The 12,701-nt window shown below is 64.7% G+C and carries 14 protein-coding genes; 9 read left to right on the top strand and 5 right to left on the bottom strand.

Features of this window, described 5'->3' with window-relative positions:
* The first annotated feature begins 211 nt into the window (after positions 1-211).
* Entirely contained in the window at positions 212-352 is a 141-nt protein-coding gene (locus CRO39_RS20905) for a hypothetical protein (RefSeq protein WP_162125771.1), read from the top strand.
* Positions 349-1,803, top strand: a complete 1,455-nt coding sequence (locus CRO39_RS10010) for an MATE family efflux transporter (protein WP_097121775.1) — start codon at positions 349-351, stop codon at positions 1,801-1,803. The genes CRO39_RS20905 and CRO39_RS10010 overlap by 4 nt, the downstream gene beginning before the upstream one ends.
* A 423-nt stretch (positions 1,804-2,226) precedes the next feature.
* On the opposite strand, the gene CRO39_RS10005 is transcribed toward CRO39_RS10010, so the two are convergent.
* From CRO39_RS10005 to CRO39_RS09990, 4 genes are all read right to left on the bottom strand, one after another.
* Entirely contained in the window at positions 2,227-2,754 is a 528-nt protein-coding gene (locus CRO39_RS10005; RefSeq protein WP_097121774.1) for an REP-associated tyrosine transposase, read from the bottom strand.
* A gap of 645 nt (positions 2,755-3,399) precedes the next feature.
* Positions 3,400-3,855 (bottom strand): SRPBCC family protein, encoded by a 456-nt coding sequence (locus tag CRO39_RS10000; RefSeq protein ID WP_097121771.1) that lies wholly within the window; start codon positions 3,853-3,855, stop codon positions 3,400-3,402.
* 123 nt (positions 3,856-3,978) lie between these two features.
* On the bottom strand, positions 3,979-4,380 hold the full coding sequence (locus tag CRO39_RS09995; protein WP_097121770.1) for a GFA family protein: 402 nt from the start codon (positions 4,378-4,380) through the stop codon (positions 3,979-3,981).
* A 108-nt stretch (positions 4,381-4,488) separates the two neighbouring features.
* Positions 4,489-4,848, bottom strand: a complete 360-nt coding sequence (locus CRO39_RS09990) for a DUF1428 domain-containing protein (protein WP_097121768.1) — start codon at positions 4,846-4,848, stop codon at positions 4,489-4,491.
* A 246-nt stretch (positions 4,849-5,094) separates the two neighbouring features.
* Here CRO39_RS09990 and CRO39_RS09985 point away from each other — a divergent pair, with 246 nt between their 5' ends.
* The 3 genes from CRO39_RS09985 to CRO39_RS09975 all read left to right on the top strand — a co-directional run bounded on the left by CRO39_RS09985 (position 5,095) and on the right by CRO39_RS09975 (position 7,191).
* The gene (locus CRO39_RS09985; protein ID WP_097121767.1) at positions 5,095-5,814 is read left to right on the top strand and encodes a 2OG-Fe(II) oxygenase; all 720 of its coding nucleotides are present in this window, start codon (positions 5,095-5,097) and stop codon (positions 5,812-5,814) included.
* A 65-nt stretch (positions 5,815-5,879) separates the two neighbouring features.
* Positions 5,880-6,674 carry an MOSC domain-containing protein gene (locus CRO39_RS09980; RefSeq protein WP_176520190.1) on the top strand — a complete coding sequence of 265 codons (795 nt, stop codon included), beginning with the start codon at positions 5,880-5,882 and terminating at the stop codon, positions 6,672-6,674.
* 88 nt (positions 6,675-6,762) lie between these two features.
* Positions 6,763-7,191, top strand: a complete 429-nt coding sequence (locus CRO39_RS09975) for a VOC family protein (protein ID WP_097121764.1) — start codon at positions 6,763-6,765, stop codon at positions 7,189-7,191.
* Here the strand turns inward: CRO39_RS09975 and CRO39_RS09970 are convergent.
* Positions 7,188-7,508 carry a DUF6122 family protein gene (locus CRO39_RS09970; protein WP_097122009.1) on the bottom strand — a complete coding sequence of 107 codons (321 nt, stop codon included), beginning with the start codon at positions 7,506-7,508 and terminating at the stop codon, positions 7,188-7,190. The two genes, CRO39_RS09975 and CRO39_RS09970, sit on opposite strands and share 4 nt — an antisense overlap.
* Before the next feature lie 287 nt (positions 7,509-7,795).
* On the opposite strand from CRO39_RS09970, the gene CRO39_RS09965 reads away from it, so the two are divergent.
* The 4 genes from CRO39_RS09965 to infC all read left to right on the top strand — a co-directional run bounded on the left by CRO39_RS09965 (position 7,796) and on the right by infC (position 12,536).
* Entirely contained in the window at positions 7,796-8,638 is an 843-nt protein-coding gene (locus CRO39_RS09965; protein ID WP_238394592.1) for a hypothetical protein, read from the top strand.
* A 582-nt stretch (positions 8,639-9,220) separates the two neighbouring features.
* The gene (locus CRO39_RS09955; protein ID WP_162125772.1) at positions 9,221-9,607 is read left to right on the top strand and encodes a SpoIIAA family protein; all 387 of its coding nucleotides are present in this window, start codon (positions 9,221-9,223) and stop codon (positions 9,605-9,607) included.
* 449 nt (positions 9,608-10,056) lie between these two features.
* On the top strand, positions 10,057-11,961 hold the full coding sequence (thrS, locus tag CRO39_RS09950; RefSeq protein WP_097121759.1) for a threonine--tRNA ligase: 1,905 nt from the start codon (positions 10,057-10,059) through the stop codon (positions 11,959-11,961).
* A gap of 50 nt (positions 11,962-12,011) precedes the next feature.
* A complete protein-coding gene (infC, locus tag CRO39_RS09945) occupies positions 12,012-12,536 on the top strand; it encodes a translation initiation factor IF-3 (protein ID WP_202926297.1) in 525 nt (174 codons plus the stop codon).
* Positions 12,537-12,701 lie beyond the last annotated feature (165 nt).

Genomic DNA, 12,701 nt, shown 5'->3' with positions numbered 1-12,701 from the left:
CAGGTTTCGCACGGCCGTCAAGCGCATCGGGCCGAGGCAGGGGCGGGTGCGATGTTGCCGGTTGCGGTCATTGGCGCTGCAACGGAATGATGGTATTGGTGGGTCGGGTGGCCCCGTGGCGTTTGAGGCATGTCGATTCCCGGCCGCTCGGTTCGTCGTTAAGAATGAAGCAGGCAGCGGCCCTGCAACCGCCCATACGGAAGGAGGAGCCATGTTCGACATCGATGGTGGCGCGTCTATCGGGTACATCCGGATCAGCACGCTTTGCACCGATGACTTTTGGCCGTTGGTCGAGCCGCATGGGGCGGCTACCATCGCCGTTTTTGCGAACCAGGGAGGCATGCGCGCATGAGTACCGAACCGCAACCCGATGCCGTAGCCGAGCAGGATGCCGCGGTGCTCGCCGAGAACGCTCCGACCCGCTCCGTCTGGAGCGAACTGCGCGACGCAATCCGCGGTACCGGTGCCGACTACACGAAGATCCCGCTGCGCAAGGCAGTGTTCCTGCTTGCGGTGCCGATGGTGCTGGAGCTGGTGCTGGAATCCACCTTCGCGGTGGTGGATATCTATTTCGTCGGCAAGCTGGGCTCGTCGGCGGTGGCGACGGTGGGCCTGACCGAGAGCTATCTGTTCCTGCTGTACTCGATTGCGATGGGGCTGGCGATGGCGGTGACCGCGGTGGTCGCCAGGCGCGTCGGCGAGCACAAGCGCGAGGAGGCTGCGATCACGGCGGTGCAGGCCATCTACCTGGCGTTGCTGACGTCGCTGCCGTTCGCGGTCGCGGGCATCGTCTTCGCCCAGGACTTGTTGCGGCTGATGGGCGCGGACGCGTGGAGCCTGGAGCACGGCTACCGCTACATGCAATGGATGCTGGGCGGCAATGCAGTGATCATGCTGCTGTTCGTGATCAATGCGATCTATCGTGGCGCCGGCGATGCGGCCATCGCCATGCGCGTGCTGTGGGTGGCCAATGGACTGAATATCGTGCTGGATCCGATCCTGATTTTCGGTTTCGGACCGATTCCGGCAATGGGCATCGAAGGCGCCGCTATCGCCACCAACATCGGCCGCGGCGCCGGCGTGCTGATGCAGCTGTGGATCCTGTTCCGCGGCGGCAAGCACATCCGCGTGGCGGCTTCGCAACTGGGATGGCACGGAGCGATCCTGTGGAACATCGTGCGCACGTCGCTGGGCGGCATCGGCCAGATGATCGTGGCGATGACTTCGTGGATCTTCCTGATGCGCATCCTGGCCAGCATCGGCAGCGAGGCGGTGGCCGGTGCGACGATCGCCATCCGCATCATGATGTTCACGCTGATGCCGGCCTGGGGCATGTCCAACGCCGCGGCCACGCTGGTCGGGCAGAACCTGGGCGCCAAGGAGCCCGGCCGCGCCGAGGCGTCGGTATGGCGGATAGGCTGGTACAACATGGTGTTCACGGTGGCGATATCGGTCGTGTTCTTCCTGTTGCACGACCGCCTGATCGCCATCTTCACCGACGACCCCACGGTGATAGACATTGGCGGCAGCTGGTTGCGGATCCTGTCGTATTCCTACTTTGTCTACGGCTGGTGGATGGTGGCGGTGCAGGCCTTCAATGGCGCTGGCGACACGGTCACGCCAACCAAGATCAATGTGGTGTTCTTCTGGTTGCTGCAGATCCCGTTGTCGTATGCGCTGGCCATTACCGCGGGTTGGCAGCACTCGGGTGTGTTCTGGGGGGTATTCGTTTCCGAAACCTCGGTGGGACTGTTCACCTTGTGGCTGTTCTCGCGCGGCAGGTGGAAGACCGCGCAGGTGTAGGCGACCAAGGATGCGGTACGCCCCCAGGTGTGCCGCATCGCCCCTCGCGACGGTCATCCGTGGGATGCGATAAGCCGCAGACGCACCGCATCGTTCGCGTCGCCGGGGGGGAGGGGGTTCCCCTGGTCTCTTGGGGCTTTGCGTCGCCCGGGTGGTCCGTGGTCTGTTGGGGTTTCGCGAGCGATGCGGTTCGCGTTGCTCACCGCATCCTACGGTTATTCGCGTGCGAACGGAGTTCCGGGCCGGCTGGCCCAATCGAGTTCGTAGGATGCGGTAAGCCGCAGGCGCACCGCATCGTTCGCGCCGCCCGAGGGAAGATGGTTCCCTGGTCGTTTGGGGCTTCGCGTCGCCGAGGAAAGTGGTTCCGTGGTCTGATGGGGTTTCGCGAGCGATGCGGTTCGCGTTGCTCACCGCATCCTACGGTTATTCGCGTACGAATGGAGTTCCGGGCCGGCTGGCCCAGTCGAGCGGGTACAACCCTTTCGCCACGAAGGCATGGAACGAGGAGTACGGCCACTCGGCTGCGGTGTCGGCGTGGCCGTGTTTGACAGGGTTGTAGTGGATGTAGTCCACATGCGCGGCGTAATCGGTTTCATCGCGAATCTGATGTTCCCAGAATCTCCGTTGCCAGATTCCGCGCTCGCCTCTTGATAGCCGGCTGGCGTTGATGCGTTCGTTCCGCGGTATTGCCCGGGAAAAGCCTGCTTTGATCAGGCCCCAGCGTGTCGCGTTGTCGGCGTCGCCGTCGGGCAGGCGCCAGAGACAGTGCAGATGGTCGGGAAGGATGACGATGGCTTCAATGTGGAACGGATGGCGGCTGCGCACGAGGGCGAATGAGCGCCTGAGTGCGTCCACATGCGCGACCAACCGGGTATTGCCGCGGCGTTCGGCGAGATTGACGGTGAAGAACCAGGTAGCGCCGGGTGTGCGGGGGCGGCGGTATTCGGTCATTCCTTGACCTCCATTGCGCGAACGATTCGGTTCGCTTCGGCCGATTTTACGCGCCTGTTCGGAGGCCGCAAGCGGTGGTTGACGCCGCCGTAAGCCTCGTAGGATGCGGTAAGCCGCAGGCGCACCGCATCGTTCGCGTCAACGGAGGAACGAGGTTCCCTGGTCTCTTGCGGCTTCGCGTCGCCGGGGAAAGTGGCCCCCTGGTCTGTTGTGGTTTCACGAACGATGCGGTTCGCTTTGCTCACCGCATCCTACGTCGGGAGTCGACGATACCTGTCAGTTCGTAGGATGCGGTAAGCCGCAGGCGCACCGCATCGTTCGCGTCGACGGAGGAACGAGGTTCCCTGGTCTCTTGGGGCTTCGCGTCGCCGGGGAAAGTGGCCCCTGGTCTGTTGTGGTTTCACGAGCGATGCGGTTCGCTTTGCTCACCGCATCCTACGTCGGGAGTCGACGATACCTGTCAGTTCGTAGGATGCGGCAAGCCGCAGGCGCACCGCATCGTTCGCGTCAACGGAGGAACGGGGTTCCCTGGTCTCTTGGAGCTTCGCGTCGCCGGGGAAAGTGGCTCCCTGGTCTGATGGGGTTTCGCGAGCGATGCGGTTCGCTTTGCTCACCGCATCCTACGTCGGGAGTCGAAGATGCCTGTCAGCCTTCATCCGGAATGTCGGCTTCCACCAGCAGCGCCAGCAAGCTCAGCGATTCCTGCCAGCCGAGATAGCACTGCTCGACCGGAATGACCTCCGGCAGGCCTTCCTGCACGATGTGCAACTCGGTGCCGCAGGAGACCTGTTTCAGCGTCACGGTGGTCTGCATTTCGCCGGGCAGGTTGGGATCATCGAAGGCATCGGTGTAGCGGATGCGTTCATGCGGCGTCAGCTCCACGTACTTGCCGCCGAAGGCGTGGGTCTGGCCGGTGGAGAAATTGGTGAACGACATCTTGTAGGTGCCGCCGATGGTGGCATCCAGATGGTGGACCTTGCAGGTGAAGCCATGCGGCGGCAGCCACTTGGCCATGGCGTCACCATCGAGGAAGGCACGGTAGATGCGCTCGGGCGTGGCGCGGAGGACGCGGTGGAGTCGGACGGTATTACCGGTAGGCATGTTCGGATCTCGTTGGCTGAGGACAGTCTCGGTATCTACGACGGCCGGGAAGGGCGGAAATCGACAGGTCGCAGGCGAAAGCGCGCTCGCGCTTCATGCAGGCCAGGCCCGTGCGGTGCAACCTCAGCCAGGCTGTCTCGGAAACGCGGGTAGCGAAGCATCTATAACCGCCCATGCCGGCGCCGAGTCGGTCCAAATCACCGACTGGGGCGCGAACTGGTCGGGCTGATCCAGACTGCCGGCGCGGACGACCAGGAAGTCGGCGTTTTCCTGCGCCTGGCTGAACAGCGCGCTGCCGCACCGGCCACAGAACGAACGCCGCATATGGTGGCCGCTGTCGGCCAGGCTGTCGTAGGACGAAGGCAAACCGTCCACCTGCAGCGCATCGCGGCGAACGATGAGATTGATCGTGGCGTTGCCGGCTGCCCAGTACTGGCAATCGCGGCACCAGCACATACGCGTGGCGACCGGGTCGGCACTGATGCGGTAACGGACCGCTCCGCAACGGCATCCACCGGTGAACATCGGGGCGGACTCCAGAAGGCAGGGCCCATGATTCTGCACTCAAATCCGGATTGAGTCGCCATCAGAACCGGGGCGGGCTCCGGCAACCCGCCCCGGCGGAATCCGTTCTCAGGATCCGAGTTCCAGCACCGGCACGAAGCCGCCGAAGATCATGCGCTTGCCGTCGAACGGCATCGGGTTGACCTCGGGACTCATGCGCGGGTCGTTCATCATCTTTTCCATGCCGGCGTCGCGGGTGGCCTTGTCCGGCCATTCGATCCATGAGAACACCACGGTTTCCTGGTCTGTCGCCTGCACGGCACGCAGGAAGTCGGTCTGCTTGCCGGGCTGCACGTCGTCGCCCCAGCATTCGACCACGCGGTTGGCGCCGAATTCCAGGAACAGCGCGTCGACTGCCTTGGCGTGTTCCATGAATTTCTGCTTGTTGGCGGTGGGTACGGCAATCACGCATCCATCGAGGTAGGCCATCTGATATCTCCTGATATCCCATTGAAGGGGTTGGGGTTGACGGTGCCCGAAACGGGCGCTCGTTCCTTTACGACGAACGGGCGGGGCCGGAATCGACAAGCCGGAAGAAAATGGTGCGGATTCCTGCCGCCAGCCCAGGCACCGCATCTCCGTCCCGCGCAGCGGACCATCGCAAGAAGCGGATATCCGCCGCCGCGCCCTGCGGGCACGCTGTGCGGCGCGGCGATGAAAGGACAGGAGCGAATCATGAACATGCAGACCCCTGGGGCAGCGCGTATCGATGCGCTGGACTGGGCCGGTATCGCGCAGGATCTGGATGCGCGCGGAAATGCCGTGGTTCCGGCGCTCCTGTCTGCGGCCCAGTGCCGGGCGCTGGTAGCCGCCTACGACGACGACACGCTGTACCGCAGCCGCGTGGTCATGGCGCGCCATGGTTTCGGGCGCGGCGAGTACCGCTATTTCCGCTATCCGTTACCGGATCCGGTACAGGCGCTGCGCACCGCCGTGTATCCGCACCTGGCGGGCATAGCCGATGGCTGGAACGCGGCCATGGGCATCGATATCCGTTATCCGCAGCGGCACGCCGACTTCCTGGCCCGCTGCCATCGCGCGGGACAGCTGCGGCCGACGCCGCTGCTCCTTCGCTATGGCGCCGGCGACTACAACTGCCTGCATCAGGACCTGTATGGCGAACACGTATTCCCGTTGCAGATGGCTGTCCTGTTGTCGCAACCGGGGAGCGATTTCAGCGGTGGCGAGTTCGTAATGACCGAACAGCGCCCGCGCATGCAGTCGCGCCCGGAAGTGGTGCCGTTGCGGCAGGGCGATGCCGTGGTGTTCGCGGTGCGCCACCGGCCGGTGCAGGGCACGCGTGGGGTATACCGGGTCAACCTCCGTCACGGAGTCAGCTGCCTGCGCTCCGGGCATCGCCACGCGTTGGGGGTGATCTTCCATGACGCGGTCTGAAGTCCGCGATGCAGGCCGGGCGGCATGCACTACCATGCGTGTCCCGATGCGGCGCGCGATTGTCTATGTACCTCTCCAACCTCTATCTCTATCCCATCAAATCCATCGCTCCGCTTGAGGTGGCATCGGCCGAGGTCGAGCCGCGCGGCCTGCGCGATGACCGGCGCTGGATGGTGGTGGATGCCGACGGCCGCTTCCTGACCGGCCGTCAATTGCCGCGATTGACGCTGGTGCGGGCGCAGCCCGGTGCGGAGGGGCTGGTACTGGACGCCCCTGGTATGCCGTCGTTGCAGGTGGCATTTCCGGATGCGGATGCGACGCTGCCGGTCAGCGTCTGGAAGAGCCAGGTGGCGGCGCGGCCGGCGGCTGCCGCGGCCGATGCCTGGCTGAGCGAGTTCCTGCAACGGCCGGCACGGCTGGTGCATATGGATGCCGGCGTCAGTCGCGTGATGACCGACCCGCACTCGCAACCCGGCGATGAGGTGAGTTTCGCCGACGGATTTCCCCTGCTGCTGATCTCCCGCGCCGCGCTGGATGGCCTGAACGCCCGTCTGGCCAGGCCGGTGTCGATGCTGCGGTTCCGGCCCAATCTGGTGGTGGACGGCGTGCCTGCGCATGCCGAGGATGGCTGGAAGCGCATCCGCATCGGCGGCGTCGCGTTCGACGTAGCCAAGCCCTGCACGCGCTGCGTGTTCACCACCGTGGATCCCGAGCGCGGCGAACGCGATCCCGATGGCGAACCGTTGAAGACATTGATAGGTTACCGCCGCAGCGGCGACGGCGTGACCTTCGGCCAGAACCTGATCCCGCGTTCAGGCGGCATGGTGCGCGTCGGCGACGGGGTGGAAATCATCGCCTGAGCAGTGTCGATCCGGGTGTCTCCGCTTCGTCGTGCGAGGGAGGACCGGCATGGGCGCCGGTGCCCGCCCATCATTACGAGGACATCGCATGCATATCCAACCCTATCTGTTTTTCGACGGACGCTGCGACCAAGCCATCGAGTTCTACCGCCAGGCCCTGGGGGCCGAAGTGGTGATGCTGATGCGCTTCGGCGAAAGCCCGGAAGGCGAGGCGCAATGTGCGGGCGGGGTGACGCCGCCGGCGGACAAGGTGATGCACGCCTGCCTGCAGATCGGCCAGACCCAGGTGATGATGTCGGATGGTTTCTGCAGCGGAAAGCCCGAGTTCAAGGGCGTCTCGCTGTCGTTGACCGTTGCCGACGACACGCAGGCCCGGCAGGCATTCGATGCGCTGGCGGAGGGGGGCGAGGTGCAGCAGCCGCTGAGTGCGACTTTCTTCGCATCCAGTTTCGGCATGGTCGCCGACCGGTTTGGCGTGTCCTGGATGGTAGTGACGGCCAGCGCGGGTGCGACCTAACAACTGCGCATCCAGACGCAGTCCAGCGCGTCCAGTCCGATGTGGGTCAGCAGCCCGATCGCCAGTACCCGTGTCCGTCGCGGCAACAACAGCAGTGCGTAGACCGCGATGGCCGGTGCGCGGTGCAGCGGGTGAAAGCCGATGCTGCATCGGTCCGCAACGTAGATGGGATCGGCCCACAGGTGATCGATGTCGATCAGCCAGCCGGCCAACAGCCACAGCCACGCCGTCTTCCAGCGCTTGCCGAAGAAGAGGCGCGCGATGGCCAACGGCACCAGCGCATGCAGCAGCAGGTGGATGAGGGGGCGCGGGTCCAGGTCCATGGCGTTCTACGACGGTTTGCAGGCGATCGTATCGTGGCTCGGCGCCAGCGGAGGCAGCGCTGCCGGTAGGTGGCGGACGAATTGCCGGTTTCTGATGCAGCTGTAGCGGCTCGTGATTCGCCCAGCAACGGTCGTATACGGCCGGCCGGTCCGTTTTCACCGGCCTTGCGGGCTGGCAGAATGACGCTCAGGAAATCTGACGCCGCCAAGGCCGACACTTGCTACTGATCGCCTCCGCACTGCTTCTCGTTGCGGCCCCGCTGCTGGTCTGGAGCGCGGGGTTGTTCAACGCTCGCCGGACGCCGGCCGGCGCGGCATCCGCGCCCGTCTTGCCGTGGAACGGGAAGCTGATCCTGCTGTCCGCATTGCTGTACACGCTGGCGTTCAACCTGACGTTCTTTATCCAGGAGCTTTTCCTGGTGCTGCCCAAGGCGTTGACGCCGGGACTGCAACCGACGCTGTTCCACAACAATCACGGCTGGCAAGGCGAGCATCCGCTGGCCAGCCTGTTCCAGGGCACGGGCGCATTGGCGACCGCCCTGACCGGTGCCTGCTGCGCGCTGTTGCTGTCGCGCCGGACCGGCACGCGGTCGACGGCGGGCGGGTTGTTCCTGTTCTGGATGGCGTACAGCGGCTTGTTCATGGCCTTGCCGCAGGTGGTGATCGGCGCCCTCAGCACCGGCAGCGATGTCGGTATGGCGATGGAGTATCTGCGCCTGGGCGCGGGCGCCAAGAACGCTGCAGCGCTGCTGGCGCTGGCCGTTATCCCGCCGTTTGCGTTGTGGCTGGGCCAGCGCTTGCTTGGCGTGGCCGAAAATTCCGCGCAGATAGCCAGCCCGCGTGCGCGCAACCGTTTCGTCTTTCAGACCGCAACCCTGCCGGCCCTGATGGCGGTCGCGCTGATCATCCCGTTCCGCATTCCCCGCGAACCGGTAGAAGTCGTGCTGCTGCCGGTGCTGGTGACCGTCATCGGAATCGCCTGGATACAGGCCGGTGCCTGGCGTACGACTACCACGGTTGCGGCCGGTTCGCGCGTTGGATCCCTGGTTTATCCGCTGATTGCGGTGCTGGCGCTGCTGGCGGTGTTCCAGCTTCTGCTCAGGCCGGGTATCCGGTTCTACTGAGCCGCATCCGGCGGCCGGACCACGGACGGCTGACCCGGCCGCGGCAGAACCATGGGGATGGGGAATGGTTCCGGCTACTGGCTCCGTTCGCCGTCGGGATCCTCATCGGGGAAACGCACCGGATCGGTAGGGTGGTCCGGTACCGGGTCGATAGGCCTGTCCGGTGTCGGGTCGACAGGCCGGTCGGGCTGGGGATCTACCGGTTTATCCGGCGTCGGATCGACTGGCTGGTCGGGGACAGGGTCGACAGGCTTGTCCGGAACAGGGTCGTGCACCGGGTTCGGGATCTGGCCGGGGCGGGGATGCTGCATCTGGCTTTGTGCTGGCATGGTTCGCTCCATGGCGATGATGGATGCGCAATGCGCCGGGAAGACGGGATCTGATGGCGCGTAACCGTCAGCATCAGCATGAGCTTACTGCCATCAAGCGACCGTGAGGGGCAGGGCATCCGCGCCTGCTCGGAGTGCTGGCGCGGCGCGCGCCGATGCCAGGTCGACTCGTATATGCGTGCCCATCCACGTTTGACGCGAATGCAACATCGGCCGGATTAGTCTCAAAATGCCAACGCAGCGGAGCATGTTCATGATCGATTTGATAGCCGCACCGCCTTACGTGGCCGCTTTTCGTTTCTCCGGCAAGTTGACCGGCGAAGACTATGACCGCTGCATCGCCGAGATCGAGGCCCGGCTGGCGGAATATCCGCGCATCGCCATCCTCAGCGATATGACCGGCATGACCGGGTTGTCGGCAGAGGCTGTGGGAAAGGACCTGCGCTATGCGCTGGACAAATTCGGCGAATACTCGCGTTTCGCCCGCGCCGCGGTCGTGACCGACAAGGGTTGGCTGGGCAAGGTTTCCGAGTTTTCCGGCAAGTTCCTACCCAAGACCGAGGTGCGGGCGTTCGACCCCGGGCAAGCCGATGCCGCATTGGCCTGGGCTGCCGAACTGGACCCGGACGCCGGGGATTGAAGCGGCCTGTGTCCCGGTGGGCGGGAGCCGGGCGTTTATCCCGGCCAGATGGCGGCGCCTGGGCGCCGGCCGTCGGGGGGACGCGTGCCCTGAATGGTGAAAAGCGCCAGGTCGGCCGCGATCTGCCGCTGGCTCGAACGCCGGGCCAGGCAACCGAGGTCTGGCCCCCTTCTCCGTACACGGCGGGCGACACCAGCGCGCGTTTTTGATTTACCATGCCGCTCTCCAACGCCCCGAGTCAGGTGGCCCGCGGAAACGCCGGCCGAGCGTGCGACATGAGCACTACCATCGCCCATCGCTGATCTGCCCGAAGCCCCCGCATCCGCAGGCGCCTTCGTGGTGCTTTTTTTTCGCCCGTCCCCGGGCAAAGAGCCCGCATATTCACGTGCGGACTTCCCAATGTAGAGCGCCGGCTTCGGCTGGCGGTACTGAAGACCCGACAGATCCCCATGATCACGATTACGCTTCCCGACGGCAGCCGCCGCGAATTCGAAAACCCCGTCAGCGTCATGCAGGTGGCCCAGTCCATCGGCGCCGGCCTGGCCAAGGCGACCATCGCCGGTGCGGTGGACGGCGTGCTGGTCGATGCCAGCGACCTCATCGACCAAGACGCCAGCCTGCGCATCATCACCGCCAAGGACGAGGAAGGGCTGGAAATCATCCGCCATTCCTGCGCGCATCTGGTCGGCCACGCGGTCAAGCAGCTGTATCCGGAAGCCAAGATGGTGATCGGCCCGGTCATCGCCGAAGGCTTCTATTACGACATCTACAGCGAGCGTCCGTTCACGCCGGAAGACCTGGCCGCGATCGAGGCGCGGATGCAGCAGCTGATCGCGCAGGACTACGACGTGATCAAGAAGATGACCCCGCGCGCCGAGGTCGTCGAGGTGTTCAAGGCCCGCGGCGAGGACTACAAGCTGCGCCTGATCGAAGACATGGCCGGCGACATCCAGGCGATGGGCCTGTACTACCACCAGGAATACGTGGACATGTGCCGCGGCCCGCACGTGCCCAACACGCGCTTCCTGAAGGCGTTCAAGCTGACCCGCATTTCCGGCGCGTACTGGCGCGGCGACGCCAAGAACGAGCAGCTGCAGCGCATCTACGGCACCGCCTGGGCCGACAAGAAGCAGCTCGATGCCTATATCCAGCGCATCGAGGAAGCCGAAAAGCGCGACCACCGCCGCATCGGCAAGCAGCAGGAACTGTTCCACCTGCAGGAGGAGGCGCCGGGCCTGGTGTTCTGGCACCCCAAGGGCTGGGCCATCTGGCAGGTGGTCGAGCAGTACATGCGCAAGGTCTACCGCGACAGCGGCTATGGCGAGGTGCGCTGCCCGCAGATCCTGGACGTGTCGCTGTGGCAGAAGTCCGGCCACTGGGACAACTACCAGGAAAACATGTTCTTTACCGAATCGGAAAAGCGCACCTACGCGGTCAAGCCGATGAACTGCCCGGGCCATGTGCAGGTGTTCAACCAGGGCCTGCACAGCTATCGCGACCTGCCGATCCGTTACGGCGAACTCGGCTCCTGCCACCGCAACGAGCCCTCCGGCGCGTTGCACGGCATCCTGCGCGTGCGCGGCTTCACCCAGGACGATGGCCACATCTTCTGCACCGAGGACCAGGTGGAGGCCGAAGTGACCGCGTTCCACCGGCAGGCGCTGGCGGTCTATGCGGCGTTCGGCTTCGACGACATACAGATCAAGATCGCACTGCGCCCGGACAAGCGCCTGGGCGATGACGCCACCTGGGACAAGGCCGAGGCCGCGCTGCGCTCGGCCCTGCGCAGCTGCGGGGTGGAGTGGCAGGAGCTGCCGGGCGAGGGTGCCTTCTACGGCCCCAAGATCGAGTACCACCTCAAGGACGCCATCGGGCGGACCTGGCAGTTGGGCACGATGCAGGTCGATTTCATGATGCCGGGCCGGTTGGGCGCCGAATACGTGGACGAGCACAGCCAGCGCCGGCACCCGGTCATGCTGCACCGTGCCATTGTGGGCTCGATGGAGCGGTTCATCGGCATCCTGATTGAGCACCATGCTGGTGCATTCCCGGCCTGGCTGGCCCCGGTCCAGGCGGTGGTGATGAACATCACCGATGCCCAGGCCGATTATGTGGCCGAGGTCCGGAAATCCCTTGCAAATCAAGGCCTCCGGGTCGCCGCCGATTTGCGGAACGAGAAAATCGGCCTTAAGATCCGCCAGCACACGCTGCAGAGGGTGCCGTACCTGCTGGTGGTCGGAGATCGCGAGAAGGAAAACGGCGCCGTTGCCGTCCGCACACGCTCGGGCGAAGATTTGGGCACAATGTCCGTCGCCGCCTTCGTCGAACGTTTGCAGAACGAGCACGCCGCGTAGGCAAGTCCCGGCCCGGGTGGGCCGGCACGATTCCCCTAGGAGACTGCAACATCAGTACCCCTGACAACAAGCAAAATCGCAAGAACCAGGAAATCCGCGTGCCCCGCGTACGCGTGATCGGCGCCGATGGCGAAATGGTCGGCGTGCTTTCGCGCGACGAAGCTTTGGCATTGGCCGAAGAGTCGGGCATGGACCTGGTCGAAATCCAGCCGCAGGCCGATCCGCCGGTCTGCCGCATCATGGATTACGGCAAGTTCAAGTTCGAGGCGCAGAAGAAGGCCAACGCCGCCAAGAAGAAGCAGAAGCAGGTCGAGATCAAGGAACTCAAGTTCCGGCCGGTCACCGACGAAGGCGACTACCAGATCAAGATGCGCAACATCCGCCGCTTCCTGGAAGAGGGCGACAAGGTCAAGGTCAACATCCGTTTCCGCGGCCGCGAAATGAGCCACCAGGAACTGGGTCGCGAAATGGCCGCGCGCATCGAGGCCGAGCTGGGCGACGAGATCGTCATCGAGTCGCGCCCGCGCCTGGAAGGCCGCCAGATGGTCATGATGATCGCCCCCAAAAAGAAATGATGTCAGCGGCCGCAGGCCGCTGACGCCAACCGTTCCCCTCTCCCGTTTGCGGGAGAGGGCAAAGGGTGAGGGGGCGCCGCAAGGCGCTCTTGCCGTTCAAAGGATTCTCTTTCTTGTAGGAGCGACGTAAGTCGCGATGAGGCTCTACCGGTAAGGCCTCATCGC

It is taken from the genome of Pseudoxanthomonas wuyuanensis (genome assembly GCF_900215535.1).
Taxonomy (GTDB): Bacteria; Pseudomonadota; Gammaproteobacteria; order Xanthomonadales; family Xanthomonadaceae; genus Pseudoxanthomonas_A; species Pseudoxanthomonas_A wuyuanensis.
The sequence above is the reverse complement of the archived record's forward strand: the minus strand, read 5'-3'. Positions and strand labels throughout refer to the sequence as shown.